This window comes from Patulibacter sp. (assembly GCF_030655195.1).
In the GTDB taxonomy this organism is placed as follows: Bacteria; Actinomycetota; Thermoleophilia; order Solirubrobacterales; family Solirubrobacteraceae; genus Patulibacter.
The window spans coordinates 27,165-54,006 of the sequence record NZ_JAURWA010000006.1; the positions used below are offsets into that span (position 1 = coordinate 27,165).

Below are 26,842 nucleotides of genomic sequence, written 5' to 3' on the forward strand. Positions count from 1 at the left end.
GTGCTGGATAGTGGCTCGGACACGTGCCCGGTGCCACATCCTCGCAATCCCCGCCACCCCGCATCCGCGTCGAACGACCGGATCCGGCCGTCGACGGAGGGCGCTATCCGGTCAAACGCACGGCAGCCGACGTCCTCGACGTCTCCGCCGACGTGTTCCGGGACGGCCACGACACCTTGCGGGCCGTCGCCCGGTTCCGCCCCGAGGGCACAGGGGCCTGGCGGGAGAGCCCCCTGCGCCCGATCGACGCCCACGAGGACGGGGTCCGGTGGGCCGGGACGATCGAGCTCGACGCCACCCTCGGCCTGTGGGAGTGGCAGGTCCTGGCGTGGGTCGACCGCTTCGCGACGTGGCGGCACGAGATCGACCGCAAGCACGCGGCGGGCCAGGAGGACCTGACCGGCGAGCTGTCCGAGGGCGTCCTGATCCTCCGCGACGCCGCGGCGAACGCCGAGGGCGCGGCACGTGCCCGCATCCTCGAGGCCGCCGACGCGCTCGACGGGCCCGGTGCCACGCCGCAGGTCGCCCTGGATCCCGACCTGGCGGCGATCCTCGCCGCGCATCCAGACCGCGCCGAGCAGGCGACGGGCGAGACGCTCGGCATCCAGGTGGACCCCGAGCTGGCGCGGTTCGGCTCGTGGTACGAGCTCTTCCCGCGGTCGTGGGGCGGTCTGAAGGGGGCCGCGGAGCAGGTCCCGCGACTGGCGGAGCTGGGCTTCGACGTCCTCTACTTCCCGCCGATCCACCCGATCGGACTGAAGAACCGCAAGGGGCGCAACAACAGCCTGACGGCCGGCGCCGACGACCCGGGCAGCCCGTACGCGATCGGCTCGGCGGACGGCGACCACACCGCCGTGCACCCCGAGCTCGGCACGATCGAGGACGTCGACCACCTCGTGTCGGTGCTCGACGAGCACGGGATGAAGCTCGCGCTGGACTTCGCCATCCAGTGCTCCGCGGACCACCCGTGGCTGACGGAGCACCCCGAGTGGTTCAACCGTCGCCCGGACGGCACGCTGAAGTACGCGGAGAACCCGCCCAAGAAGTACCAGGACATCTACAACGTCGACTTCGCCTGCGAGGACTGGCGGGGCCTCTGGCAGGCGCTGCTGGACGTCGTGCGGTTCTGGATCGACCACGGGGTCCGGGTCTTCCGCGTCGACAACCCGCACACCAAGCCGCTGCCCTTCTGGGAGTGGATGCTGGCGGAGGTCCGCAGGACCGACCCCGACGTCGTCTTCCTCGCCGAGGCGTTCACCCGTCGCCGCGTGATGCAGGCGCTGGCGAAGGTCGGCTACCAGCAGTCGTACACGTACTTCACGTGGAAGAACGCGTCCTGGGAGCTGCGCGAGTACTTCACCGAGCTCGCCCACTCGGGCGAGCAGGAGTACTTCCGCCCCAACGCCTTCGTCAACACGCCGGACATCCTGCCCGAGTACCTGCAGCACGGGGGAGCGCACGCGTTCCCGGTGCGGGCGATCCTCGCCGCGACGCTGTCGCCGAGCTGGGGCGTCTACTCCGGGTTCGAGAACCTCGAGCACACCGCCGTCAAGGCGCACAGCGAGGAGTACCTCGACTCGGAGAAGTACGAGGCCCACGAGCGCCGGCTCGACGGCGAGCTGCTGCCGCTGATCGGCACGCTCAATCGCGCGCGTCGTGACAACGTGGCCCTGCAGCACCTCGGCGACCTGCGGTTCCTCGACACCCACAACGAGGCGCTGGTCGCCTACGTCAAGCGGCGCGGCGACAACGTCGTGATCACCGTCGTCAACGTCGATCCAGAACACCCCCAGGAGGGCCTCGTGGAGATCCCGCACGACCTCGGACTGCCCGGGTCCTACACCGTCACCGACCTCCTCAGCGTCGAGCGCTTCGACTGGCACCAGGGCGGCAACTACGTCCGACTGGTCCCCGGTGAACGCGCCGGCCACGTGCTGCGGGTGGACACCCGATGAGCGGCGAGCTGCCCACGCCCGGCGGCCCGGACGCCGCGAGCCTGCCCGAGCCCCGCGACCCCCACGGCGCGACGACCGGCGGGTCCGGCGACACCACCACGTTGCCGACCCCCGGCTCGGGCGGCAGCGGTGCCCGCGAGGTGCCGGCGCCCAACCACCCCAACGCGTGGTTCGAGAGCGACCCGCTGTGGTTCAAGACCGCGGTCTTCTACGAGATCCACCTGCGCGGGTTCTTCGACGGCAACAACGACGGCTCCGGCGACATCCGCGGGCTGACCGAGAAGCTCGACTACCTGCAGTGGCTCGGCGTCGACTGCATCTGGCTGCTGCCGATGTACGCCTCGCCGCTGAAGGACGGCGGCTACGACATCGCCGACTTCTACGCCGTGCACGAGGACTACGGCACGATCGACGACATCCGCGCGTTGATCGAGGCGGCCCACGAGCGCGGGATCCGGATCATCGCCGACCTCGTGATGAACCACACCTCGAGCGACCACGAGTGGTTCCAGAAGGCGCGGAGCGCGCCGAAGGGCTCGCCGGAGCGCGACTGGTACGTCTGGAACGACGACGACGAGCTGTACTCCGAGGCCCGGATCATCTTCGTCGACACCGAGCCGTCCAACTGGACCTGGGACCCCGTCGCGGGCCAGTACTACTGGCACCGCTTCTTCGCCCACCAGCCGGACCTCAACTACGACAACCCGGACGTCCAGGAGGCGATGCTGGAGGCCCTGCGCTTCTGGCTGGACCTCGGCCTCGACGGCTTCCGCCTCGACGCCGTGCCGTACCTCTTCGAGCGCCCCGGCACCAACGGCGAGAACCTCCCCGAGACCCACGAGTTCCTCAAGCGGGTCCGCAAGGAGGTCGACGAGGGCTACCAGGACCGCGTGCTGCTGGCCGAGGCCAACCAGTGGCCCGCCGACGTCGTCGAGTACTTCGGCGACGGCGACGAGTGCCACATGGCGTTCCACTTCCCGGTGATGCCGCGCATGTTCATGTCGCTGCGCCGCGAGGACGCGACGCCGATGTACGAGATCCTCGAGCAGACGCCCGACATCCCCGAGAACTGCCAGTGGGGCATCTTCCTCCGCAACCACGACGAGCTGACGCTCGAGATGGTCACGGACGAGGAGCGGGACTACATGTACGGCGAGTACGCCAAGGACCCGCGGATGAAGCTCAACGTCGGCATCCGCCGGCGCCTCGCCCCGCTGCTCGACAACGGGCGCGACGAGATCGAGCTGATGAACGCGATCATGTTCTCGCTCCCCGGCTCCCCGGTCCTCTACTACGGCGACGAGATCGGGATGGGCGACAACGTCTACCTCGGCGACCGCGACGGCGTCCGCACGCCGATGCAGTGGACGGGCGACCGCAACGGCGGCTTCTCGAAGGCCGACTTCGCGCAGCTCTACGCCCCGCCGCTGATGGACCCGGTCTACAGCTACCAGGCGGTCAACGTCGAGGCCCAGCTGCGGACCCCGACGTCGCTGCTGCGCTGGATGAAGCGGTTCATCCAGCTGCGCAAGGAGCACCCGGTCTTCGGCGTCGGCACCTACGAGCCGCTCTCGCCGTCGAACTCGAAGGTCTTCGCGCACGTCCGCCGCTACGAGGACGACGTCGTCCTCTGCGTCCACAACATGGCCCGCAGCGCCCAGGCGGTCGAGCTCGACCTCTCGGCGTTCGAGGGGCGGTGCCCCGAGGAGATGTTCGGCCGCACGCTGTTCCCGCGGATCGGCGAGCTGCCGTACCTGCTCACCCTGGCCCCGCGGGGGTTCTTCTGGTTCCTCCTGCGCAACACCGACGACGGCCCGGTGCTCGAGCCGGTCCCCGCCGAGAAGGAGCCCACCGATGTCGCCTGATCTGACCGGACTGGACGAGACCACCCTGGCCGAGTGGCTCGCGGAGCAGCGCTGGTTCGGGGCCAAGTCCCGCGAGCTCGCGCAGGTCCACGTCCTCGACGTCGTCGTGCTGAGCGACGATCCCGCGCTCGGCCTGGCCGTCGCGGTCGTCGAGGCCCGCTTCCCCGGTGGCACGCACGAGCTCTACCAGCTGCCGCTCGCCGTCCGGCCCGCGGGCGACGGGTGGGACACGGCCGTCGTGCAGCAGCTCGACGGGCACACCGTCTACGACGCGCTGACGGACCCCCGCGCGGCGGCGGTCATCGCCGGCATGCTGCGCGACCGTGCGGTCGCCGGCGACGATCCCCGCATCGAGTTCCACTGGGTCGACGCGGTGCTGCCGCCCGCCGAGCAGCCCGTGGTCCGGCCGATGGGCGCGGAGCAGTCCAACTCGTCCGTCGTGATCGACGACGCCCTCGTCATGAAGGCGTTCCGTCGGCTGGAGCCGGGGGAGAACCCCGAGCTCGAGATGACCCGCTTCCTCTCGGCCCGCGGGTTCCCGCACATCGCGGAGCTCGGCGGCTGGTACGCCTACGGCGGCGAGATCATGGAGGGCACCTTCGGCGTCGTGCAGCGCTTCGTCGAGGGCGGGCGGGACGGCTGGGAGCTCGTCCTGGACGAGCTCGCCACCGACCCCGAGGGCCTCCTGCCGCAGATCGCCGCGCTCGGCGTGGTCGTCGCACGGATGCACAACGTGCTCGCGTCGGACTTCAACGACCCGGCGTTCGCACCGGAGGAGCCGACCGACGAGGCGCTCGCGATCATGACCGCGACGATCGACGAGCAGATCGAGCGGCTGTTCGTGGACCTGCCCGAGGACGACGAGCGGCTCGCCGCCATCGCCGGCCGCGGCGAGGAGGCCCGGGACCGCCTGCGCCTCGTGTCGAACATCGGCGGGGCCGGGCGACTGATCCGGCACCACGGCGACTTCCACCTGGGGCAGACCCTCCGCGTGGCCGACGGCGACGCGGGTCCGTCCTGGATCATCCTCGACTTCGAGGGCGAGCCCGCCCGGGCGCTCCTGGACCGGCGCCGCAAGCGCTCGCCGCTGCGCGACGTCGCGGGGCTGCTGCGCTCGCTCGCCTACGCGGTCTCCGCCTGTCGCCTGCAGCGCGACTTCGAGCCGCCCGCCGACTGGGAGGAGCGCGCCCGCGCGGCGTTCCTCGACGACTACCTCGCCGAGATCGAGCCGTCGCTCATGCCCCCGACGCCGTCGGCGACGCGGACCCTGCTGTCGGTGCTCGAGCTCGAGAAGGCGGTCTACGAGCTGCGCTACGAGCTCGACCACCGCCCGGACTGGGTGCCGATCCCCGCCGCCGCCATCGCCCGCCTGCTCGAGGAGCCGATCGCATGAGCCCCAAGGACCGCACCCCGTCGAAGGGGTCGGCCGGCAAGGCCGCCGGCCCGAAGGCCAAGAAGCTGAAGGCGCCGGCGACCGCCGGAGACGGCTCGGTCGCCGCCACGGCCCCGTCCGGCGCGATCTCGACGCCCCAGGACCCGGCGTCGGAGGCCCAGCTCGCCGCCGTCGCCCCACAGGAGACCCCGGTCGCCGCCGATCCCGAGACGCTGCGCCGGGACATCGACGCACTGGTCGCCCGCGACCTGGCGAACCCCCACGGACTGCTCGGTGCGCACCCCACCGGAGTCGGCGACGGCGACGGCGTGGTCGTCCGCGCCTGGCGCCCCGACGCGTTCGCGGTCACCGTCCACCCGGAGGGCGCCGCGCCCGTCGAGGCGGAGCGCATCCACGACGCCGGCCTGTTCGAGGCCCGGATCCCCGGCGCGGGTCTGCCCCTGCGCTACCACCTGGGCGTCGACTACGGCCAGCACGGCAGCTTCGACGTCCAGGACCCCTACCGTCACGCGCCGACCGTCGGCGAGCTCGACCTGCACCTGATGGGCGAGGGTCGGCACGAGGCGCTGTGGGAGAAGCTCGGCGCCCACGTGACGGAGCTCGACGGCGAGCGCGGCACGTCCTTCGCGGTCTGGGCGCCCAACGCCCGCTCGGTCTCCGTCGTCGGCGAGTTCGACGGATGGGACGGCCGCCTGCACCCGATGCGCTCGCTCGGTGCGTCCGGCGTCTGGGAGCTGTTCGTCCCCGGCGTCGGCGACGGTCAGCCCTACAAGTACGAGATCCGCACGCAGGACGGGACGCTGAAGCTCAACGCGGACCCCTTCGCGTTCGCGACCCAGGTCCCGCCGGAGACGGACTCCGTCGTCCACCAGTCCACCTACACGTGGCGGGACGACGAGTGGACGGCGCGGCGCAACGCCACCGACCACCTCGCCGGGCCGATGTCGGTCTACGAGGTCCACCTGCCGTCGTGGCGCCGCGGTGACGGCGACGAGCTCCTCAGCTACGCCGAGCTCGCCGACCAGCTCGCCGACTACGCGGCGGAGATGGGCTTCACGCACGTCGAGCTCCTGCCCGTCATGGGCCACCCGTTCCCGGGCTCCTGGGGCTACCAGGTGACCTCCTACTTCGCCCCGACGCCGCGCCACGGCTCGCCGGACGACTTCCGGGCGTTCGTCGACCGGATGCACGAGCGGGGCGTCGGCGTCCTCCTCGACTGGGTCCCCGCCCACTTCCCCCGCGACTCGTGGGCGCTGGCGGAGTTCGACGGCACCGCGCTGTACGAGCACGCCGACCCGCGCCGGGGCTCGCACCCCGACTGGGGCACGCTGATCTTCAACTTCGGCCGCAACGAGGTCCGCAACTTCCTGCTGGCCTCCGCGCTCTACTGGGTCAAGGAGTTCCACGTGGACGGGCTGCGCGTCGACGCGGTCGCGTCGATGCTCTATCTCGACTACTCCCGCAAGGAGGGCGAGTGGGTGCCCAACGTCCACGGGGGCCGCGAGGACCTCGAGGCTGTCGAGTTCCTGAAGGAGATGAACGAGGTCGTCTACGCCCGCGAGCCGGGCACCATCACCGCCGCCGAGGAGTCGACCTCGTGGCCGGGCGTCTCGCGCCCGACCTACGTCGGGGGCCTGGGCTTCGGCTTCAAGTGGAACATGGGCTGGATGCACGACACGCTGGAGTACTTCCAGCAGGACCCCGTCAACCGCCGGTACCACCACCACGCGCTGACGTTCTCGCTGCACTACGCGTTCTCCGAGAACTTCGTCCTGCCGCTGAGCCACGACGAGGTCGTGCACGGCAAGGGCTCGCTGATCGAGAAGATGCCCGGCGACCGCTGGCAGCAGCTGGCGAACCTCCGTGCGCTCTACGCCTACATGTGGGCGCACCCGGGCAAGAACCTGCTGTTCATGGGCCAGGAGTTCGCCCAGGAGCGCGAGTGGAGCCACGAGCGCTCGCTCGACTGGCACCTGCTCGACGAGCGCCACGACCCGGCGGCCGTCCCGACCCACTCGGGCGTCCAGTCCGTCGTGCGCGACCTCAACCACGTGATGGCCGAGCATCCCGCGCTGTGGGAGCAGGACGCGAATCCCGAGGGCTTCTGGTGGCTGGAGCCCAACGACGCCGACCACAACGTCGTGGCCTTCTGCCGCGGCGCGAAGGTCGACCCCGACGACGCGACGAGCCTCGACACGCGGGACCTCGTGGTGTGCGTGGCGAACCTGTCGCCCGTCCCGCGCGAGGCCTATCGCGTGGGCCTGCCCAGGCGCGGCGCCTGGCGCGAGGCGGTCAACACGGACGCCGCCGTCTACGGCGGGTCGGGTGCCGGCAACGGCGGCACGGTCGTCCCGGACGACACGCCGTGGCACGGGCAGCCCGTCTCGGCCGAGCTGACGCTGCCGCCCCTGGGCGTGCTGTGGCTCGTGCCGGACGGTGAGGCCTCGTGACCGGCCCCGCGGTGCTGGGCTCCGGCCTGCCGTGGGAGCGGCCCCACGGCGCCACCCCGACGGGCGACGGCCGCACGAGCTTCCGCACCTGGGCCCCGCGTGCCCAGCAGGTCGCCCTCGAGGTCGACGGACGACTGCAGCCGATGACGGACGAGGGCTTCGGCGTCCACGAGGTCACGGTCGACGTCGGCCACGGCGCCGACTACCGCTTCGTCCTCGACGGCGAGGCGCTGCCGGACCCGTCGTCGCGGTGGCAGCCCGAGGGCATCCGCGGCCCCTCGCGGGTCGTCGACCCCGCGGCCTTCGCCTGGACCGACGAGGACTGGCGCGGCGTCGACCGCGAGCACGCCGTCCTGTACGAGCTGCACGTCGGCACGTTCACGGCCCAGGGCACGTTCGACGCCGCGATCGAGCATCTCGCGGGCCTCGCCGAACTGGGCGTCACCGCGATCGAGATCATGCCGGTGGCCGAGTTCCCCGGTGCCCGCGGCTGGGGCTACGACGGGGTCTTTCTGTCGGCGGCGCAGTCCACCTACGGCGGCCCCGAGGGCCTCGCCCGCCTCGTCGACGCCGCCCACGCCGTCGGTCTCGGCGTCGTGCTGGACGTCGTCTACAACCACCTCGGGGCGTCGGGCGTTCAGGCGATCGAGGCCTTCGGGCCGTACCTCACCGACGCGCACGAGACGTTCTGGGGCAAGGCCGTCAACTACGACGCGGAGGACTGCGACCCCGTCCGCGAGTGGGTGCTGCAGAGCGCCGAGGGCTGGATCCGCGACCTGCACCTCGACGGCCTGCGGCTGGACGCGATCCACTCGATCTACGACGGCTCCGCACGGCCGCTGGTGGGCGAGGTCTCGCGTCGCGCGCACGCCGCCGGCGAGGCTGCCGGCCGCGAGGTCCTCGTCGTCGCCGAGAGCGGCCTGAACGACCCGAAGGTGATCCGCCCGCTCGACCAGAACGGCCTGGGCTGCGACGCCGTGTGGGCCGACGACTTCCACCACGCGATCCGCGTGCTGCTGACGGGCGAGAAGGAGGGCTACTACGCGGAGTTCGGCGCGCTGGCCGACCTCGCCAAGGCGTTCCGCCGCCCCGTGCTGCCCGACGGCGGCTACTCCACGCTGCGCCGCAAGCGCTTCGGGGCGCCGCACGACGACCGCCCGGCGCACCAGTTCATCGTCTTCGACATGAACCACGACCAGGTCGGCAACCGGGCCGTCGGGGACCGCCTGCCGCGCGAGATCCGGCCGCTCGCCGCGTTCCTGACGCTGCTCTCGCCGTTCACGCCGATGCTGTTCCAGGGCGAGGAGTACGGCGAGGACGCCCCGTTCCTCTTCTTCACCGACCACATCGACGAGGAGATCGCCACCGCCACCCGCGAGGGCCGGCGCCGCGAGTTCGCCGGCTTCGCCGCGTTCGCGGGGGAGGAGGTCCCCGACCCGCAGGCCGAGGACACGTTCCTGCGCTCCAAGCTGACCCGCGAGGGGGACCCCGTGCTCGGTGCGCTGTACCGCGACCTGCTGCGGGTCCGTCGCGAGATCGCGCCGGGCGACGCGACGCTCGTGGAGCACGACGAGGACGCCGGCCTCCTGCGCGTGGAGCGGGGCGCCCACACGATCGTCGCCAACCTCGGGGACGCGCCGGTGGTCGTCTCCGTGGACGGCGTCGAGGTCGTCCTGGAGACCCCGGGTGCGACCGAGCCCACAGAGGCGGGCGTTTCCCTGGCCCCCCACGCGGGGATACTCCTCCGATGACCGTCACCGTCTGGCCCGGCCGACCCTTCCCGCTCGGGGCCACCTGGAACGGGGATGGCGTCAACTTCTCCCTCTACTCCCTGAACGCCGAGCGCGTCGAGCTGTGCCTCTTCGACGAGGAGGACAACGAGACGCGGATAGCGGTCGAGCAGCGCACCGCCCACCAGTGGCACTGCTTCCTCCCCGAGGCGCGACCGGGCGACCGCTACGGCTACCGCGTGCACGGGCCCTACGACCCCGAGGGCGGGCACCGCTTCAACCCGGCGAAGCTCCTGATCGACCCCTACGCGAAGGCGATCGACGGGGCCGTCGACTGGGACGCGGCCAACACGCTGCCCTACGTCCCCGGCGGGGCGGACACCCCCGACGACGCCGACCTCGAGATCGACGACGACGACTCCGCCGCCGCGATCCCCAAGTCGGTCGTGGTCGACGAGTCCTTCGACTGGGAGGGCGACGTCCGCCTCGAGCGGCCGTGGAACGAGACCGTCATCTACGAGACCCACGTCAAGGGCTTCACCAAGACGCACCCCGACGTCCGCGAGGACCTCCGCGGCACGTACGCCGGTCTGGCCTCCGACGCGGCGCTCGGGTACCTGAAGGACCTGGGCGTGACGGCGGTCGAGCTGCTGCCCGTCCACCACATCGCGGACGAGTCGTTCCTGCACGACATGGGCCTCAGCAACTACTGGGGCTACGCGTCGATCGGCTACCTCGCTCCGCACGCCGGCTACTCGGCGTCGGGCACCCGCGGCGAGCAGGTCGCGGAGTTCAAGGGCATGGTCAAGGCCCTGCACAAGGCCGGGATCGAGGTGATCCTCGACGTCGTCTACAACCACACGGCCGAGGGCAACCACCTCGGGCCGATGCTCTCGATGAAGGGCGTCGACAACAAGACGTACTACCGCCTGGTCCCCGACGACCTGCACCACTACATGGACTACACGGGCACGGGCAACACGCTCGACGCCCGGCAGCCGGCCGTGCTGCGGATGATCATGGACTCGCTGCGGTACTTCGTCATCGAGTGCCACGTCGACGGCTTCCGCTTCGACCTCGCCTCCGCGCTGGCCCGCGAGCTCTACGACGTCGACCGCCTGTCTGCGTTCTTCGACACGATCCACCAGGACCCCGTCCTGTCGCAGGTCAAGCTGATCGCGGAGCCGTGGGACGTCGGTCCCGGCGGCTACCAGGTGGGCAACTTCCCGGTCCTGTGGAGCGAGTGGAACGGCATCTACCGCGACCAGATCCGGGACTTCTGGCGCGGCGCCGCCGGGGCCGCGGACTTCGCCGACCGCTTCTCCGGCTCGGCCGACCTCTACGAGGACGACGGCCGCGACCCGTTCGCGTCGATCAACTTCGTCACGGCGCACGACGGCTTCACGATGCGCGACCTCGTCACGTACAACGACAAGCACAACGAGGCCAACCAGGAGGGCGGGCGCGACGGCACCGACGACAACCGCTCCTGGAACTGCGGCGTCGAGGGCGAGACGGACGACCCCGAGATCAACGCGCTGCGCCGCCGGCAGCAGCGCAACATGCTGACCACCCTGATCCTCTCGCAGGGCACGCCGATGCTGCTGGGCGGCGACGAGATCGGGCGCACGCAGCACGGGTCCAACAACGCGTGGTGCCAGGACAACGAGATCTCCTGGTACTCGTGGACGCAGGAGGAGGACCAGCCCGAGCAGCTGACCTTCACCAAGCGCCTGATCGCGCTGCGCAAGGAGCACCCCGTGTTCCGCCGCCAGGAGTTCCTCCGCGGCCGCGACCCCGAGGGCGACGCCCTGCCCGACGTCTGGTGGTTCCGCCCCGACGGCCACCGCATGACCAAGCGCGAGTGGGACGACGCGGAGTGCCACGTCCTGGGCGTGTTCCTCAACGGGGACGCGATCACCGACCGCACCCGCGAGGGCGAGCCCCTGCAGGACGACTCGTTCGTGCTGCTGATCAACGCCCACCACGAGGACGCGACGTTCACGCTGCCCTCCGCCGCCTACGGCGAGACGTGGACCCAGGACCTGTGCACCGTCGACGCGGAGCTGCAGCCCGGGACGGGGGAGTACGCCGCCCGCAGCGAGTTCCACGTGAGCGCCCGCGCCATCTCGATCCTCCGCCGCGTCGCGTGAGCGTCCCCCGCGCGACCTACCGGATCCAGCTGACGCCGGACCAGGACTTCGCCGCGGTCCGCGAGCTCGTCCCGTACCTGCGGGACCTCGGGATCTCGCACCTCTACCTGTCGCCGTCGCTGACGGCGCGGTCGGGCTCGACGCACGGCTACGACGTCGTCGACCCGACGACGGTGAGCGCGGCCCTGGGCGGCGAGGACGGCCTGCGGGCGCTCGCCGCCGAGGGCCTCGGGGTCGTGCTGGACATCGTCCCCAACCACATGGGCGTGGGCGACGAGAACCGCTGGTGGTCGGACGAGGACGAGCGGGTGCGCGTCTTCGACTACGACCCCGAGGACGGCTGGTACCGCCGCTTCTTCGACATCGACGACCTCGCCGGTGTCCGCGTCGAGGACCCCGAGGTCTTCGCGCTGACCCACGACAAGGTGCTCGAGCTCGTCCGGGACGGCGTCGTCGACGGCCTGCGGATCGACCATCCCGACGGCCTGGCCGATCCCGCCGGCTACCTGCGACGCCTGCGCGAAGCGGGCGTCGCCCACGTGTGGGTCGAGAAGATCCTCAGCGCGAGCCACCCCGTCGAGCAGCTGCCCGACTGGCCCGTCGAGGGCACCGTCGGCTACGAGTTCCTCGGCGACGCCACGGCGCTGTTCGTCGACCCGGCCGGCGAGGGCGTCCTGACGCACCTCTTCGCCGACCTGACGGGGGAGACCCGGGCGTTCCCCGAGGTCGCACTGGAGACCCAGATCGCCCAGGCGACGACGACGTTCGCCCGCGAGGTCGCCCGGCTGCGCACGCTGCTCGACGTCCCGGGCATCGCCGACGCCCTCGCGGCGATCCCGGTCTACCGCACCTACGCCGACCCGGCAGAGGGGCCGACGTCGCTCTCCGAGGCCGACCTGGCGGCGATCGCCGCGACCGACGCGTCGGAGGAGCTGCAGCGGGTGCTGCGGTTGGAGGAGCCCGGCCACGAGTCGTTCGTGACGAAGTTCCAGCAGACCTCCCCGCCGGTCACCGCCAAGGGGGTCGAGGACACCGCCTTCTACCGCTACGTCCGCCTGCTGGCCCTGAACGAGGTGGGTCACGAGCCCGACCGCTTCTCGCTGTCGGTCGGCGACTTCCACGCCCGCAACCTGCATCGCTCGGAGCACCAGCCCCACGGCATGCTCACGACGCAGACCCACGACACGAAGCGCTCCGGCGACGTCCGGGCCCGCATCGGTGCGCTCGCGTCGGTGCCGGAGGAGTGGCGCGACGCCGTGACCCGGTGGCGCGGCATCACCGCGGGGCTGCGGCCCGACGGGGTGCCCGACGGCGGCGAGGAGCTGACGATCTACCAGACGCTCCTGGGCGCCTGGCCGATCACCGCCGAGCGGCTCGAGGGGTTCCTGGAGAAGGCCCTGCGCGAGGCCAAGCAGCACACGACGTGGGCCGAGCCGGACGAGGTCTACGAGGGGAAGGTCCAGGCGTTCGCCACGGCGCTCCTCGAGCACCGGCCGTTCCTCGACGACTTCGTGCCCTTCGCGGCCCGGATGGCGGCCGAGGGTCGGCGCTCCTCGCTCGCCCAGACGCTGCTGAAGCTGACGGTGCCGGGCGTGCCCGACCTCTACCAGGGCGACGAGCTCGAGACGCTGAGCCTCGTGGACCCCGACAACCGCCGTCCCGTCGACTGGGAGCGCCGTCGGACGCTGCTCACCGAGGTCGTCGGTGGCGCCGGTGCGCCGGAGGTCGACGCGGCGGCCGACCCGTTCTCCGCGGGCGGGACGGCGGCGTTCGACCGTCGGAAGCTCGCGCTGGTGCACGCCGCCCTCGGGCTGCGCGCCGAGCTCGAGCCGGTGTTCGCCGACGGGGCCTACCGCCCGCTGGACGCGGGGGAGGGCACCGTCGCCTTCCTGCGCGGCGACGACGTGCTCGTCGTCGTCGGCGTGCGCGACTGGCGGGACGCCACGATCGAGCTGCCCTCGGACGGCGCGGGACGCTGGAGCAGCGTGCTGGACGGCGCCGACGTCGAGGTGCCGACGGACGGCGGCGGCCCGCCGCGGCTCCCGGTGGCCGACGTCGTCGACCGCGACGGTCTCGCGCTCCTGCGGCGGCACCCCGAAGCGCAGTGACGGCGCCCGCGGTCCTCACGCTCTCCTGGGAGTACCCGCCCGTCGTCGAGGGGGGCCTCGCGCGACACGTGGCGGGCCTCTCGGCGGGACTGGTGCGCCGCGGCACGGACGTGCGCGTCCTGACCCGCGGCGCCGACGCCGTGCCGGCCCACGCCGAGGACGACGGGGTGAACGTGCAGCGCGTGCAGCGAGCCTCGCCGCCTTCGGGCCTCGACGCGTTCCTGACGTGGGTCGACGAGCTCGGCGACGATCTCCTGGCGGCGGGCACCGCCGCGGCCGAGGACCGCCGGCCCGACGTCGTCCACGGCCACGACTGGCTCGTCGCCGCGCCCGCCGCCGCCCTTGCCGACGCCCTCGGCGTCCCGTACGTCACGACCGTCCACGCCACCGAGCACGGGCGCCACCGCGGCTGGGTGCACGAGCACCCGCAGTCCCACGTCCACGGCGTCGAGGCGGAGATGATCGACCGCGCCGACGCGGTCCTCGTCTGCTCGTCGTTCATGCGCCGCCACGTGCTCGACGTCTTCGACCCCGAGCCCGACGACGTGGCGGTGGTGCGCAACGGCATCGACCCCGTCGCGCCGGTGGACCCCTCGGACGTCCGGGGCCTGCGCCGGCGGCTCGCCCCGGACGGCGAGCTCCTGGTGCTCTGCGCGGGGCGCCTCGTCTACGAGAAGGGCTTCCAGGTCGCCCTGTCGGCCTTCGACCGCGTGGTCCGCGCGACCGGACCGGCCGCCCCGCCGGCCCGCCTCGTGGTCGCCGGGTCCGGCCCGCACGAGGCCGAGCTGCGCGCCCAGGCCCACGCGCTGGACCTGGGCGACCGGGTCCGGTTCCTCGGGTGGACCGACGACGCCACGCTGCCGGCGCTCTACCGCGCCGCCGACGTCTGCCTGGTCCCGTCGCTCTACGAGCCGTTCGGCCTGGTGGCGCTCGAGGCGATGCGCGGCGGATGCGCCGTGGTCGCGGCGGCGACGGGCGGCCTGCGCGAGGTCGTCCCGGAGGGCACGGGCGTCCGCGTCCCGCCCGACGACGTCCGGGCCCTGGCCGCGGCGCTCCGCCGACTGCTCGACGACGCGGCCCTGCGGTCCCGGCTCGTGCAGATCGGAGCGACCCACGCCGCGCGCTTCTCGTGGGACGACGCGGCGGCCCGGACGCTCGAGGTCTACGCCCGTCTGGGCGTCCGCGTCTGACCCGGGGCGTGGGACGGCCGGAGCGGCGCGGCCGACGTCCGGCTCGGGCCGCACGCCGTCGGCCCCCGCCGGCTGCGAGCTCGGCCGGCGGTGCGGTGCCGGTGGCCGCTCAGCCCGTGTAGAACGGGTTGGGCAGCTTGAACGCCCGCTCGGCGTGGCCGCCGGCGAGGTCGCTCTCCTGGTCCCCGACGTTCGCCACGACCGTGAAGCCCCGGGCCTCGATGGCGGCGCGCTCGCCCGCCTTGTAGGTGGCCGAGCTCCCCGCGGGGTTGGCCTTCAGCGACAGGCCGGCGTACCCGGTGTACCCGGCGGCGGCCAGGTTGCGCACCGTGGTCTCACGCAGTCCCGGCAGCGGGGCGGGACGCGCGGTGATCAGGAAGATCGAGAAGCCGCGTCGCTTGGCCAGCTCGTACGCGTCCGAGACGCCGGGCATGCGCGTCCCGGTGCCGCTGAGGGCGCCGGGGAACTGGCCGGCCGAGCCGGTCTCGGGATCGGAGCCCGGGACGCCGATGTAGTTCGACAGCAGCGTCTCGTCGATGTCGAAGACCACCGCGGGGCGGATGGCGCCGCGGCAGTCCGAGGCCGCGGGACGGGCGACTGCGGGGGTGATCGTGGCCTGGGCGACCCGGGCGGCGCGCGCGGCGACGCGGGCGCGCCTGGCGAGCACGCGGGCCCGTGCACGGGCCTTGCGGCGGACGGTCGCCGACGTCCCGGCCTTCCTCGCGAGTCGCCGGCTCCTCGCCGTGGCCGTGCGGGAGCGGCGGGCGGCCCGGGTAGACGCACGGGCGGTGCTGCGCGCCCGGGCGACCTGGGCGGCGGTCGGCTCGGCGATCGTCGGGGCGGTCGGCTTGCCGGCGGCCCCGACGGGCAGGCCGTAGGCCCGGCAGGCACCGGTCAGCGCGTCGAGCTGGTCGGCGCGCTGCTCGATCCAGGCGGACGCGGGCGCGGCGGCGGCCACGACGTCGCGGGCGTAGTCGCCGCTCTGCAGGTAGGCGGTCTTCGACTGCCCGGGCGCCTGGTCGGCGTGGGCGGCGGCAGGCGCTCCGAACCCGGCGACGGCGAGCAGGACGACGGCGGATGAACGGCCTCGGCGCATCGGGTCATCCTCCCGGATCCGTCGGCTGCGGTGGTGACAGACCCGTCAACTCGCGGACGCACGACGGGCCCGACCGGTGGCCGGGCCCGTCGAGGGCGGGTCGATGGTCGACCCAGGAGGTCCCGCCGCCACGGGCGGGACCGGGAGGAGGTGCTAGGCGGCGGCGGGGCGGCCGTCGGTGACGGTCGCCTGGACCGAGACGCGGCAGTGGCCGAGCGCGTCGGCGTGGATCGCATCCGGCGCGTGGCCGTCGTCGACGAAGACGTCGTCGAGCCGGCCGGTCTGCTGCGCGAGGGTGTCGCGGACGCGGCGGTCGCGGGTGGTGGTGTCGATCGTGCTGGTGCTCATGATCCTCCGTGCGCCGGGAGTTCGACGGCCGGTGCGGGCACCGGATCCGGCATCTGCACCTGACGGTAGGCGCCTCGCGCCGTCGCGGCTACGTCTCGCGCGGGACCGTGCGACGGATGGGGGGGTGTCCTCGCCGTCGTCCCCGACCGGCGTCGCCGGACCGGCCGCGGGCACCGTCGACGGGGACCGCCCCGGTAGAGTCCGCCGTTCCGCCCGCGGCCCGATCGCGGGCGCCGGTCCATCGACGAGGAGCGCGCGGTGCCCCAGGGCGACTACATCTGGAAGAACGGCGAGCTCGTCCCCTGGGCCGACGCGAAGGTCCACGTCCTCACCCACGCGCTGCACTACGGCACGGGCGTCTTCGAGGGCGTCCGGTGCTACGACACCGCCTCGCACGGTCCGGCGGTCTTCCGGCACCGCGACCACGTCGACCGGCTCTTCAAGTCGTCCGAGCTCTTCTACATGCCGGTCCCGTTCTCGCAGGAGGAGATCCGGCAGGCGACGCTCGAGACGATCGCGGCCAACGGGCTGCGCTCGTGCTACATCCGCCCGCTCGTGTTCCGCGGCGAGGGTCCCATGGGCCTCAGCCCGCTGGACTCGCCCGTCGACGTGATCGTGGCGTGCTGGGAGTGGGGCTCCTACCTCGGCGACGAGGGCAAGGCCAAGGGCGTCCGCGCCAAGGTCTCGTCGTGGCGCCGGCTGTCGCCGTCGGGGCTGATCCCGCACGCCAAGGCGTCCGGCCAGTACCTGAACTCGGTGCTCGCCAAGATCGAGATCACGAAGGCCGGCTACGAGGAGGCCATCCTCCTCGACGACCGCGGCATGGTCTGCGAGGGGTCGGGCGAGAACATCTTCGTCGTCCGTGACGGCGTCATCGCGACCCCGCCGCAGTCCGCGTCGATCCTCGACGGCATCAACCGCCGCTCGGTCATGACGATCGCCAAGGACCTCGGCTACGAGCTCGTCGAGCGCGACCTCGGCCGCGCCGAGCTCTACCTGGCCGACGAGATCTTCCTCACCGGGACCGCCGCCGAGCTCACGCCCGTGCGCGAGGTCGACGACCACACCATCGGCGCCGGCGGCATGGGCCCGATCACCGCCGAGCTCCAGCGCGTGTTCGAGGACGCCCTGCACGGCCGCGACGAGCGGTACGCGGACTGGCTGGACCCGGTCGACGCCCGCGAGCAGGCCCGCTGAGCGACATGGGGCTGTTCGCGCACATCGCCGGACGGCGAATTCCCTAGGGGCACCGGCCGCGCAGAGCGGACGGGCGCCCCACGCCACCGTCCGCACCCACCCCGCGACCGGTCCCGGCCGCGGCCCACACGAACTGCACCCGACATGACCCGCACGACCACCACCCGCCCCTTCGAGCTCTACGACGCCACCCTGCGCGACGGCATGCAGGGCGAGGGGATGACGCTGTCGGCCGACGAGAAGCTCCGCGTCGCCCTGAAGCTCGACGACCTCGGCGTCCACCTGATCGAGGCCGGCTTCCCGTCGAGCAACCCGAAGGAGCTCGAGGTCTTCGACCTCCTCTCCCGCGAGACCTGGCGCCACGCGACGATCGCCGCCTTCGGGATGACGCGCCGCCGCGACGTCGCCGCCGACGCCGACCCGGCGCTCCGGACGCTCGTGGACTCGTTCTGCCCCGTCACCACGATCGTCGGCAAGACGTGGGGCCTGCACCTCGAGAAGGTCGTCCGCGTGGACCCGGAGGAGAACCTCCGGCTGATCGCCGACTCCGTCGCGTTCCTGCGGGGCGAGGGCAAGCGCGTGATCTACGACGCGGAGCACTTCTTCGACGCGTGGCGCGACGACGAGGCCTACGCCCTGCGCTGCCTGCGCGCCGCGGTCGAGGCGGGCGCGGACACGCTCTCGCTCTGCGACACCAACGGCTCGTCGCTCCCGCTGCAGGTCCACGCGGCCGTCGCGAAGGTCGTCGCCGAGCTCGGCGAGCACGCCCGCGTCGCGATCCACGCCCACGACGACGCCGGCTGCGGCGTGGCCAACTCGCTGCTGGCCGTCGAGGCCGGGGCGACGCAGGTCCAGGGCACGATGAACGGCATCGGGGAGCGCACCGGCAACGCGAACCTGACGACGATCACCGCCGACCTCGAGCTGAAGATGGGGATCGACTCGCTGCCCGAGGGCGGGCTGGCCCGGCTGACGGAGACCTCGCACTTCGTCGACGAGCTGCTCAACCGCACCCCGCGGGCGACGCAGCCCTACGTCGGGCGCAACGCGTTCGCCCACAAGGGCGGCCTGCACATCGCGGGGATGCGCGCCGACGCGCGGACCTTCGAGCACGTCGATCCGGTCGCGGTCGGCAACGCGCGCGAGATCGTCGTCTCCGAGCTGGCCGGCAAGGGCACCGTCATCGAGAAGGCGGCCGCGGCCGGCGTCGAGGTCGACGGCGACCAGGCCGCGAAGATCATCGAGCGCGTCAAGGAGCTCGAGCACCACGGGTACCAGTTCGAGGCCGCCGACGGGTCGTTCGAGCTCCTGATGCGGCGCGAGACCGGCACCTACGAGCCGCTGTTCGAGCTGGAGAGCTGGCGGGTCATCGTCGAGCAGCGGGCCGGCGGCCGGGTGGAGACCGAGGCGACGATCAAGATCTGGATCGGGGGCGAGCGGTTCGTCCGCACCGCCGAGGGCAACGGCCCGGTCCACGCGCTCGACGCCGCGCTCCGCTCCGCGATCGGGCAGGTGCACCCGCACCTGGCGGACATCGAGCTGGCGGACTTCAAGGTGCGCATCCTCGACTCGACGAAGGGGACCGGCGCCACGACGCGCGTCCTGATCGACGCCACCGACGGCCACGAGACGTGGGGCTCCATCGGCGTCGACGAGAACCTCATCGCCGCGTCGTGGGAGGCGCTGGTGGACTCCCTGGCCCGCAGCGAGCAGTCGGGCCGTCGCGCGACGGCCGCGGCCCCCGCGGGAGGCGTCACGGCGTGAGCCCCGCAGGCGACGCCGTCCCCGTGTCGGCCTCCGACGTGGAGGCCGCCACGGCGGACACCGCCGGCACCCCCTCGGCCCCCGGGGACGCGCGCCCGCCGGTGCCCCTGGCCCGTCCCGTCATCGGCGAGGCCGAGGAGCGGGCGGTCCTCGAGGTCCTGCGCTCCCGGCACCTGTCGCTCGGCCCGCGGGTCCCCGAGTTCGAGCGGCGGTTCGCGCAGCGCGTCGGTGCCGCCCACGGCTGCGCCGTCTCCTCGGGCACCGCGGGCCTGCACCTGGCCCTGCGAGCCGTCGGCGTCGAGGACTGCGCGAAGGAGGACGAGGTCGTCACGTCCCCGTTCTCGTTCATCGCGACGGCCAACGCGGTCCTGTTCGAGGGCGCCACCCCGGTCTTCGTCGACGTCGATCCCGAGACGCTGAACGTCACCCCCGACGCCGTCGCCTCCGCGGTGACCGACCGGACGAGGGCACTGCTCCCCGTCCACATCTTCGGCTACCCCGCCGACGTGCCGGCGATGGAGCGCCTGGGCCTGCCGATCGTCGAGGACGGCGCCCAGGCCCTCGGTGCGGTGCACGCCGACGGCGTCCCGGTCGGCGGGCACGGCCACTCGACGATCTTCGCCTTCTACGCGAACAAGCAGCTGACGACCGGGGAGGGCGGCCTCGTCACGACGGGCGACGCCGCGGTCAAGCAGCGGATCGACTCGGAGCGCAACCAGGGCCGCGCGCCCGACATGCAGTGGCTGGACCACGACCGCCTGGGCTTCAACTACCGCCTGTCGGACCTGCACTGCGCGCTGGGCCTCGCCCAGCTGGACCGCCTTGACGACATGCTCGAGGGCCGCGACCGCGTCGCCGCCTGGTACCGCGAGGCGCTCGCCCCGCTGGTGGCCCGGACGGGTCTCGAGCTGCTCTGCGAGGACCGCGGCGGCAACCGCCGATCGTGGTTCGTCTACGTCGTCCGGGTCCCGCACGGCGTCGACCGCGACCGCACGATCCGCGCGCTGGCGGACCGGGGGATCCAGACCCGCCCGTACCTGCCGGCGATCCACCTCTTCGCGTTCTACCGCGAGCGCTTCGGCTTCCGCGAGGGGCAGTTCCCGGTCGCCGAGGACGCGGCCGCACGTGGCCTGTCGCTGCCGTTCTTCCCGGAGATGACGCAGGCGCAGGTGCAGCGCGTGGTCGAGGACCTCACCGCCGTCCTCGCTCCCTGAGGGCGCCGGTCGGGCGAGCGCGCCCTCGTCCTCCGGGCGACCGTCGACCGGCCGGGGCAGACCGGGGCCGCGGTCCGCGGCTCCATAGACTGCGGCCGGTATGTCGCGATTCTCCCAGCCGCAGGACCCGGTCTTCCGGGAGATGAACACGAGCCTGGGCTACGACCAGCGCATGTGGCCGCAGGACATCCGCGGCTCCCGCGCGCACGCCCGGATGCTCGCCTCCCGCGGCATCATCGGCGAGGACGACCTCACCGCCATCCTCTCGGGCTTCGAGACGATCGAGGCGAAGCTCGCCGACGGCACGTTCCCGTTCGGTGCGGAGGACGAGGACATCCACATGGCGATCGAGCGCCACCTGACGGAGCTCGTCGGCGACCCCGGCGCCCGCCTTCACACGGCACGCTCGCGCAACGACCAGGTCGCCACCGACTTCGCGCTCTGGACCGGCGAGGCCGCCGGTCGGGCGGTCGAGGCGATCGAGGGCCTGATGCGGACCCTGATCGACGTGGCGACCGCGCACGCCGACTGGCCGATGCCGGCCTACACCCATCTCCAGCGCGCGCAGCCGGTCTACCTGGCCCACCACCTGCTCGCCTACGTGTGGATGCTGGAGCGCGACCGCGCCCGCTTCCGCTTCACCCAGGAGCAGGCGCTGCGCCGCATGCCGCTGGGCGCCGGTGCGCTCGCCGGCGTCAACTTCGACACCGACCGCGGGATGACGGCGGCCGAGCTCGGCTTCGGCGCGCCCCACCCCAACTCCATCGACGCGGTCTCCAACCGCGACTTCGCCCTGGACTACCTCGGGGCCGCCGCCACCTGCGCGACGCACCTCTCGCGGCTGGGTCAGGAGATCGTCCAGTGGGCGAGCGAGGAGTTCGGCTTCCTCACGCTCCCCGACGCCTGGTCGTCTGGCAGCTCGCTCATGCCGCAGAAGAAGAACCCCGACTGCGCCGAGCTGCTGCGCGCGAAGGCCCCGCGGATCGTCGGGCACCTCTCGGCGCTGCACGGCGTGATCCACGCGTTGCCGCTGACCTACAACAAGGACCTGCAGGAGGACAAGGAGCACGTCTTCGACGCCGCCGACACCCTCGAGCAGGCCCTCGCCGCCGCCGGCGGCATGATCGGCGGCGCCGCCTTCCGCGCCGATCGGATGGCCGCCGCCGCGGCGGACGAGCTGCTGGCCGCCACGGACCTGGCCGACGAGCTGGTCAAGCGCGGCGTCCCGTTCCGCCAGTGCCACGCGATCGTCGGTGGCCTGGTGCGCGAGGCGGTGGACTCGAAGCGGACGCTGTCGGAGCTCTCCGACGACGAGCTCGCCGCCCAGAGCGAGCACCTCGGTCCGTGGATCCGCGACCTCCTCGAGCCGCTGTCGCTCCTGGAGCGCAAGCAGAGCCAGGGCGGCACGTCCCAGGCGCGGGTCCAGGAGCAGCTCGTGCTGGCGCGCGAGCTCCTCGCCTGAGCGGGACCCGTGCAGGACGACGGCGACCCGGGGGAGGACCGGGCGGCGGCCGCGCCCCTGCCCGTGGCGTTCTACGACCGTCCCGTCGTCGAGGTCGCCCGCGACCTGCTCGGCTGCGTCGTCGTCCACGGCGCGACCGCCGGGCGGATCGTGGAGACCGAGGCGTACCACGAGACCGAGGGCGCCTGCCACGCGTGGCGGCCGCCACCCGCGGGGCCCCGCCGGACGGCACGGACCGCCGCGCTCTTCGGACCGCCGGGCCGGGCGTACGTCTACCGCTCCTACGGCATCCACGCCATGCTCAACGCGGTCTGCGAGCCGGAGGGCACGGCCGCCGCGGTCCTCGTCCGCGCCGTGGAGCCCGTCGCCGGCGTCGCGCTCATGCGCGAGCGCCGGCCGGGGCGGCCGGACCGCGAGCTGGTGGCGGGTCCCGGGCGGCTGACCCTGGCGCTCGACGTCCGCCTGGCCGACGACGGCACCGACCTGACCTCCGGCGACCTGCGCATCGTGGCGGCAGCGCCGGGCGCCCGGCCCGTCGTGGAGGTCGCGGGGCCGCGCATCGGGATCACGCGCGCGACGGAGCTGCCGTGGCGCTTCGCGGACGCGTCCAGCCCCGACGTCTCCCGGCCGTGGCCGCCGGGGATGACGCGCGGCCGCCGGGGCCGCTGACCCGGACTACTCGAGGGGGACGGCGCCGCCGCTGCCCGAGCCGGTCCCGGCGGAGCCGCCCGTGCCGGCCCCGGAACCGCTGCCGGATCCCGTGCCCGACGTGCCGCCGGCCCCGCCGGTCCCGGAGGAGCCGGTGCCGCTGCCCGAGCCCGTGCCGGACGGCGGCGTGGCGGGGGTCGCCGGCGCCGGGTCGGGCGTGCTCCCCCCGCCGGAGCCGGTGCTCGGCTCCGCGGTGGTCGCGCCGCCGGTCCCGGCCGAGCCGGTGTCCCCGTCGTCGCCGGCCCCCGAGTCGCCACCCGAGCCCGAGGGCGCTGCGCTGACGGAGGGCTCCTTGCCCTCCTTGGGCAGGTCCTCGTCGTTCTTCGTCCGCTTGTCGCGGTCCGGGTCGCGGGCGTCGAGGATCGTCTTCGCACGGCCCATGAAGTCGCCCCAGATGGCGGCCGGGAAGGTGCCGCCCTCGACGGGCTCGCCCTGCCACTCCGTCTGCATCGGCTTTCCGGAGTCGGGATAGCCGACCCAGACCACGACGGTCAGGTCGCGGCTGAAGCCGGCGAACCAGGCGTCCACGTTGTTCTCGGTCGTGCCGGTCTTGCCCGCCGCGAAGCCGCCGTACTGCGCACGGTGGCCGGTGCCCTTCGAGACGACCGTCCGCATGATCGACGTTGCCGTGTCGGCGACGTCGGTCGAGATGACGCGCTCGGCGCGGCGCTTGTTGACCCGCGTCTTGCGCCCGGGCTCCTGGATCTCCTTGATGCCGACCGCGCCGCCACCGGGGCCGCCGAGGGTCCCGTTGATGCGCAGGCCGCGCGTCGCGAAGGTCTCGTACGCGTGGGCCAGGTCGAGCACCGTGACGCCTCGGCGCGGGGCGCCGAGGGCGAGCGCCGCGTTCTTCGACACCGGGGTCCGGACGCCCATCCTGGTGATCAGGCGGGCGACCTTCGGGATCCCGACGTCCTGCCCCAGCTGGGCGTAGACCGAGTTGTCGGAGAACGTCAGCGCGCGCGAGATCGTCGAGCGGCCGGAGTAGGCGCTCTCGTCGTTCGTGACGACGAACTTCTCCTTCCGACCGTTCTCGTCCCGCACGTTCAGCGTCTGCTTCTTCGACGAGTAGACCTTCTGCGGCGAGATGCCCTCGCGCAGCGCCTGGGTCAGGACGAACGGCTTGAACGACGATCCCGGCTGGCGCTGGCCCTGCGTGGCCAGGTTGTACGGCTTCGTCGCGTAGTCGCGGCCGCCGACCATCGCCCGGACCTCGCCGGTCTTGTTGTCGATGACCACCATCGACGCCTGCGGTCCGGTGGGGCGCGTCAGGTACGCCTTGATGCTCGCCTCCGCGGCCTTCTGCAGTCCGGCGTCCAGGGTCGTCGTGACCTTCAGGCCGCCCTCGTACGTGCGTTGCGCGCCGACCTTGTCGATCAGCTGGGCGCTCACCCACGAGGCGAAGTAGGGGTTGGTCGCGTCGAGCGTCGGCGGCTGGACCTGGTCGCGCGTGGGCAGCGGCTCGTTCTTCGCCAGCTCGTAGTCTTCCTGCGAGAGCTTGCCCTGCTGCTGCATCTTCAGGAGCACCGTGTTGCGCCGACGCAGCGCGGCCTCGGGCTCGGTCAGCGGATCGAAGCGGCTGGGCGAGGCGATGACGGCGGTGAGCAGCGCGGCCTCGGCCGGGGTCAGCTCGGCGGCGCAGGGGTCGCCCGGCGGCTGGCACCCGTCGTGGGCGGACCCGAAGTACGTGCGGGCCGCCGACTCCACCCCGTACGCACCGTTGCCGAAGTAGATCCGGTTGAGGTACGTCGTGAGGATCTTGGCCTTCGACCACTGCTTGGTCATGTGGTACGCCAGCGCCGCCTCGCGCAGCTTCTGGAAGACCGTGCGCTGGTCCTCGGCCTCGAGCGAGACCTTCACGAGCTGCTGGGTGATCGTCGACGCGCCCTGGGCGGCGCTCTGCGACACCACGTCCTGGACGACGGCGCGGCCGATGCCCTTCAGGTCGACGCCGCTGTTCTTGTAGAAGCGCTCGTCCTCCATCGCGACGACCGCGTCCTTCATCGGCGTGCTGATCTGGTCGGACGCGACGATGTAGCGCGACGAGTCGGCGAGGACGCCGATCGGTCGGCCGTTGCGGTCCATGAGGACGGAGTTCTTCGCGGTCTGGAACTCCTTCGCGGTGTCCAGGTCCGGCAGGTCCGTCGAGACCGCCATCATCATCCCGAACACGGTGGAGACCACGGCGAGGGCCCCGAGAGGGACCAGCAGCAGCAGCAGCCGCACCCACCGGAAGCGCAGGCGGGGCCGCGGGGGCCCGTGGTCGCCCGCGCCCGAGCCGCCGCCTCCGGTCGGCGGGAGGCCGGCACCGCCGTCGTCCCCGCCACCGCCGCCGGCGAGCGCGACGGCCCCGGGGACGGGAGCCGAGGGGATCCTCGCGGCGGGCGGCACCGGCACCGCGGGCGGGCCGGCGGACGGCCCGGGGACGGCGGAGACGCCCGCCCCACCGTCGGTCGAGGGGGCGGCGGGCGCCGCGGCGCGGCGCACCGGATCGACGGGTGCCGCGGCCGTCGCGTCGCCGGCGCCCCACCAGGGCGCGTGCGGGTCGACGACCGGCGGCGCCGCTGTGGCGCCGGGAACGGGGCGGGCGGCGGAGGGCCGCGCACCGGGCTGTCCGGACGGTTCGATCATGGGTGTACGCGGGCGGGTCGGGCGGTACGGCGGCGGGGCCCGACCCTCGGCTCGCGGAACGAGAGTCCGCATATCCTAACATCGGCCGCATGGCAGACCCCCGCACCGACGCCGCGTTCCTGACCCGCAACGCGGCGGCCGCCCAGCCCGCGGGGGCGTTGGCGGAGCGCATGGCCGTCGCCGAGAGGGAGGGACGCCCGCTCCGGGTGAAGCTCGGGATCGATCCGACGGCGCCCGACGTGCACCTGGGCCACGTGGTCGTGCTGCAGAAGCTGCGGGAGTTCCAGGACCTCGGCCACCGGGTCGTCCTGATCATCGGCGACTACACCGCGCGCGTCGGGGACCCGAGCGGCCGGTCCGCCACCCGGCCGGTGTTGACGACGGAGGACATCGACCGCAACGCCCGGACCTACCAGGACCAGGCGCTCCGGGTGCTCCGGGACGAGCCCGAGCTCCTGGAGATCCGACGCAACGGGGAGTGGCTCGACATGGGGATGGACGCGTTCCTCACGCTCGCGCGGATCCCGAAGGTCGCCCAGCTGCTCGAGCGCGACGATTTCGCCAAGCGCTACGCGGGCGGGGTCACGATCAGCCTGCTTGAGTTCGTCTACCCCCTGCTGCAGGGCTACGACTCCGTGGCCATCGAGGCCGACGTCGAGATCGGGGGCACGGACCAGACCTTCAACCTCTACTTCGGGAGGGACGTCCAGCGGGCGGAGGGCCGGCCCGAGCAGTCGGTCATCACCATGCCGCTGCTCGTGGGGACGGACGGCGAGAAGAAGATGTCCAAGTCGCTGGGCAACCACATCGGGATCACGGAGCCGGCGGAGGAGATCTTCGGCCGGACGATGCGGATCCCCGACGAGCTGATCGCCTCGTGGACGGACCTCTTGGGTGTGGACCTGGGTGGGGCGGCGGCCGACGACCCGCGTGCGCGCAAGCGGGCGCTGGCGCGCGCGCTGTGCGACCGGTTCGCGGGGCAGGGGGAGGGGGACCGGGCGCAGGAGGCGTTCGATCGGCTCTTCAAGGACCGGGCCATCCCGGACGACGTCGCCGAGCACGTCGTGGCCGACTCCGGGGAGGTGCACCTGCCGGCGGTCATCGCCTCGGCGTTCGGGGTGTCGCGCTCCGAGGGCCGACGGGCGATCACGCAGGGAGGTGTGCGCATCGACGGCGAGCCCTGGCCGCAGGACGTCCTGGACGCGGAGGCGTCGGAGCTCCACGGGTCCGTCCTGCAGCTGGGGAAGCGGCGGTTCGCGCGTCTCGTGGCGGGACAGACCGCCTGACCGCGGAGGCCGTCGGGACGGCCTGACGAAGGTCGCGACGCACGGTTCTCGAAAAGCTGTATCTTTCTCGAGCCGCTGGAAACACGGCGCGGCGCCGAGCCGGACACCGGAGACGGGAAGTCCCAAGCTCCAGGCGATCGTGCTAGTGTCTCCAGCCCGCACCGGACATCGGTCTGGTGTGCGCCTCCAGAGTTTGAACACCTGGTCCGTAGGGCGTGGCGGTCTTTGAAAACGCAACAGCATGCGCATGTCTCGCGGAAGCGGGGTGTGCGTCCAGGTTCGATGGCCGAAC

The 26,842-nt window shown here is 72.9% G+C and carries 17 protein-coding genes; 14 read left to right on the forward strand and 3 right to left on the reverse strand.

Going from position 1 to position 26,842, the window contains the following annotated elements:
• The first annotated feature begins 23 nt into the window (after window positions 1-23).
• From Q7T67_RS00475 to Q7T67_RS00510, 8 genes are read left to right on the forward strand one after another with little or no spacing between them, the layout of a single operon-like run.
• The gene (locus Q7T67_RS00475; protein ID WP_304785358.1) at window positions 24-1,955 is read left to right on the forward strand and encodes an alpha-1,4-glucan--maltose-1-phosphate maltosyltransferase; all 1,932 of its coding nucleotides are present in this window, start codon (window positions 24-26) and stop codon (window positions 1,953-1,955) included.
• Window positions 1,952-3,820, forward strand: a complete 1,869-nt coding sequence (gene treS, locus Q7T67_RS00480; protein ID WP_304785359.1) for a maltose alpha-D-glucosyltransferase — start codon at window positions 1,952-1,954, stop codon at window positions 3,818-3,820. Before Q7T67_RS00475 ends, treS begins: the two co-directional genes overlap by 4 nt.
• Window positions 3,810-5,213 (forward strand): hypothetical protein, encoded by a 1,404-nt coding sequence (locus Q7T67_RS00485; RefSeq protein WP_304785360.1) that lies wholly within the window; start codon window positions 3,810-3,812, stop codon window positions 5,211-5,213. Before treS ends, Q7T67_RS00485 begins: the two co-directional genes overlap by 11 nt.
• Window positions 5,210-7,663 (forward strand): 1,4-alpha-glucan branching protein GlgB, encoded by a 2,454-nt coding sequence (gene glgB, locus Q7T67_RS00490; protein ID WP_304785361.1) that lies wholly within the window; start codon window positions 5,210-5,212, stop codon window positions 7,661-7,663. Before Q7T67_RS00485 ends, glgB begins: the two co-directional genes overlap by 4 nt.
• Window positions 7,660-9,414, forward strand: a complete 1,755-nt coding sequence (gene treZ, locus Q7T67_RS00495) for a malto-oligosyltrehalose trehalohydrolase (RefSeq protein WP_304785362.1) — start codon at window positions 7,660-7,662, stop codon at window positions 9,412-9,414. The genes glgB and treZ overlap by 4 nt, the downstream gene beginning before the upstream one ends.
• Window positions 9,411-11,546 (forward strand): glycogen debranching protein GlgX, encoded by a 2,136-nt coding sequence (gene glgX / locus Q7T67_RS00500; RefSeq protein WP_304785363.1) that lies wholly within the window; start codon window positions 9,411-9,413, stop codon window positions 11,544-11,546. Before treZ ends, glgX begins: the two co-directional genes overlap by 4 nt.
• Window positions 11,543-13,654, forward strand: coding sequence for a malto-oligosyltrehalose synthase (treY, locus tag Q7T67_RS00505; RefSeq protein ID WP_304785364.1), 2,112 nt, complete (start codon window positions 11,543-11,545; stop codon window positions 13,652-13,654). Before glgX ends, treY begins: the two co-directional genes overlap by 4 nt.
• Complete coding sequence (locus tag Q7T67_RS00510; protein ID WP_304785365.1) at window positions 13,651-14,844, forward strand: glycosyltransferase family 4 protein; 1,194 nt, start codon at window positions 13,651-13,653, stop codon at window positions 14,842-14,844. Before treY ends, Q7T67_RS00510 begins: the two co-directional genes overlap by 4 nt.
• A 109-nt stretch (window positions 14,845-14,953) precedes the next feature.
• Here Q7T67_RS00510 and Q7T67_RS00515 read toward each other — a convergent pair whose 3' ends face one another.
• Window positions 14,954-15,940, reverse strand: a complete 987-nt coding sequence (locus Q7T67_RS00515) for an HAD family acid phosphatase (protein ID WP_304785366.1) — start codon at window positions 15,938-15,940, stop codon at window positions 14,954-14,956.
• Between the two features lie 153 nt (window positions 15,941-16,093).
• Window positions 16,094-16,288, reverse strand: coding sequence for a hypothetical protein (locus Q7T67_RS00520; protein WP_304785367.1), 195 nt, complete (start codon window positions 16,286-16,288; stop codon window positions 16,094-16,096).
• A gap of 258 nt (window positions 16,289-16,546) precedes the next feature.
• Between Q7T67_RS00520 and Q7T67_RS00525 the strand changes: the two genes are divergently transcribed.
• The 5 genes from Q7T67_RS00525 (at window position 16,547) to Q7T67_RS00545 (ending at window position 22,594) form a co-directional block, all read left to right on the forward strand.
• A complete protein-coding gene (locus Q7T67_RS00525) occupies window positions 16,547-17,485 on the forward strand; it encodes a branched-chain amino acid transaminase (protein WP_304785368.1) in 939 nt (312 codons plus the stop codon).
• Window positions 17,486-17,629: 144 nt separating this feature from the next.
• The gene (gene cimA, locus Q7T67_RS00530) at window positions 17,630-19,249 is read left to right on the forward strand and encodes a citramalate synthase (protein ID WP_304785369.1); all 1,620 of its coding nucleotides are present in this window, start codon (window positions 17,630-17,632) and stop codon (window positions 19,247-19,249) included.
• Complete coding sequence (locus Q7T67_RS00535; RefSeq protein ID WP_304785370.1) at window positions 19,246-20,463, forward strand: DegT/DnrJ/EryC1/StrS aminotransferase family protein; 1,218 nt, start codon at window positions 19,246-19,248, stop codon at window positions 20,461-20,463. Before cimA ends, Q7T67_RS00535 begins: the two co-directional genes overlap by 4 nt.
• 100 nt (window positions 20,464-20,563) lie before the next feature.
• On the forward strand, window positions 20,564-21,925 hold the full coding sequence (argH, locus tag Q7T67_RS00540) for an argininosuccinate lyase (protein WP_304785371.1): 1,362 nt from the start codon (window positions 20,564-20,566) through the stop codon (window positions 21,923-21,925).
• A 9-nt stretch (window positions 21,926-21,934) separates the two neighbouring features.
• A complete protein-coding gene (locus Q7T67_RS00545; protein ID WP_304785372.1) occupies window positions 21,935-22,594 on the forward strand; it encodes a DNA-3-methyladenine glycosylase in 660 nt (219 codons plus the stop codon).
• Between the two features lie 6 nt (window positions 22,595-22,600).
• On the opposite strand, the gene Q7T67_RS00550 is transcribed toward Q7T67_RS00545, so the two are convergent.
• Entirely contained in the window at window positions 22,601-25,264 is a 2,664-nt protein-coding gene (locus Q7T67_RS00550; RefSeq protein WP_304785373.1) for a transglycosylase domain-containing protein, read from the reverse strand.
• Window positions 25,265-25,353: 89 nt separating this feature from the next.
• Here Q7T67_RS00550 and tyrS point away from each other — a divergent pair, with 89 nt between their 5' ends.
• Window positions 25,354-26,550 (forward strand): tyrosine--tRNA ligase, encoded by a 1,197-nt coding sequence (tyrS, locus tag Q7T67_RS00555; RefSeq protein ID WP_304785374.1) that lies wholly within the window; start codon window positions 25,354-25,356, stop codon window positions 26,548-26,550.
• Window positions 26,551-26,842 lie beyond the last annotated feature (292 nt).

Excerpts from the sequence above, each read along its gene's own strand:
- treS (WP_304785359.1), top strand. The coding sequence starts at position 1,952 with ATGAGCGGCGAGCTGCCCACGCCCGGCGGCCCGGACGCCGCGAGCCTG.
- Q7T67_RS00485 (WP_304785360.1), top strand. The coding sequence starts at position 3,810 with ATGTCGCCTGATCTGACCGGACTGGACGAGACCACCCTGGCCGAGTGG.
- glgB (WP_304785361.1), top strand. The coding sequence starts at position 5,210 with ATGAGCCCCAAGGACCGCACCCCGTCGAAGGGGTCGGCCGGCAAGGCC.
- glgX (WP_304785363.1), top strand. The coding sequence starts at position 9,411 with ATGACCGTCACCGTCTGGCCCGGCCGACCCTTCCCGCTCGGGGCCACC.
- Q7T67_RS00515 (WP_304785366.1), bottom strand. The coding sequence starts at position 15,940 with ATGCGCCGAGGCCGTTCATCCGCCGTCGTCCTGCTCGCCGTCGCCGGG.
- Q7T67_RS00520 (WP_304785367.1), bottom strand. The coding sequence starts at position 16,288 with ATGAGCACCAGCACGATCGACACCACCACCCGCGACCGCCGCGTCCGC.
- cimA (WP_304785369.1), top strand. The coding sequence starts at position 17,630 with ATGACCCGCACGACCACCACCCGCCCCTTCGAGCTCTACGACGCCACC.
- argH (WP_304785371.1), top strand. The coding sequence starts at position 20,564 with ATGTCGCGATTCTCCCAGCCGCAGGACCCGGTCTTCCGGGAGATGAAC.
- Q7T67_RS00550 (WP_304785373.1), bottom strand. The coding sequence starts at position 25,264 with ATGATCGAACCGTCCGGACAGCCCGGTGCGCGGCCCTCCGCCGCCCGC.
- tyrS (WP_304785374.1), top strand. The coding sequence starts at position 25,354 with ATGGCAGACCCCCGCACCGACGCCGCGTTCCTGACCCGCAACGCGGCG.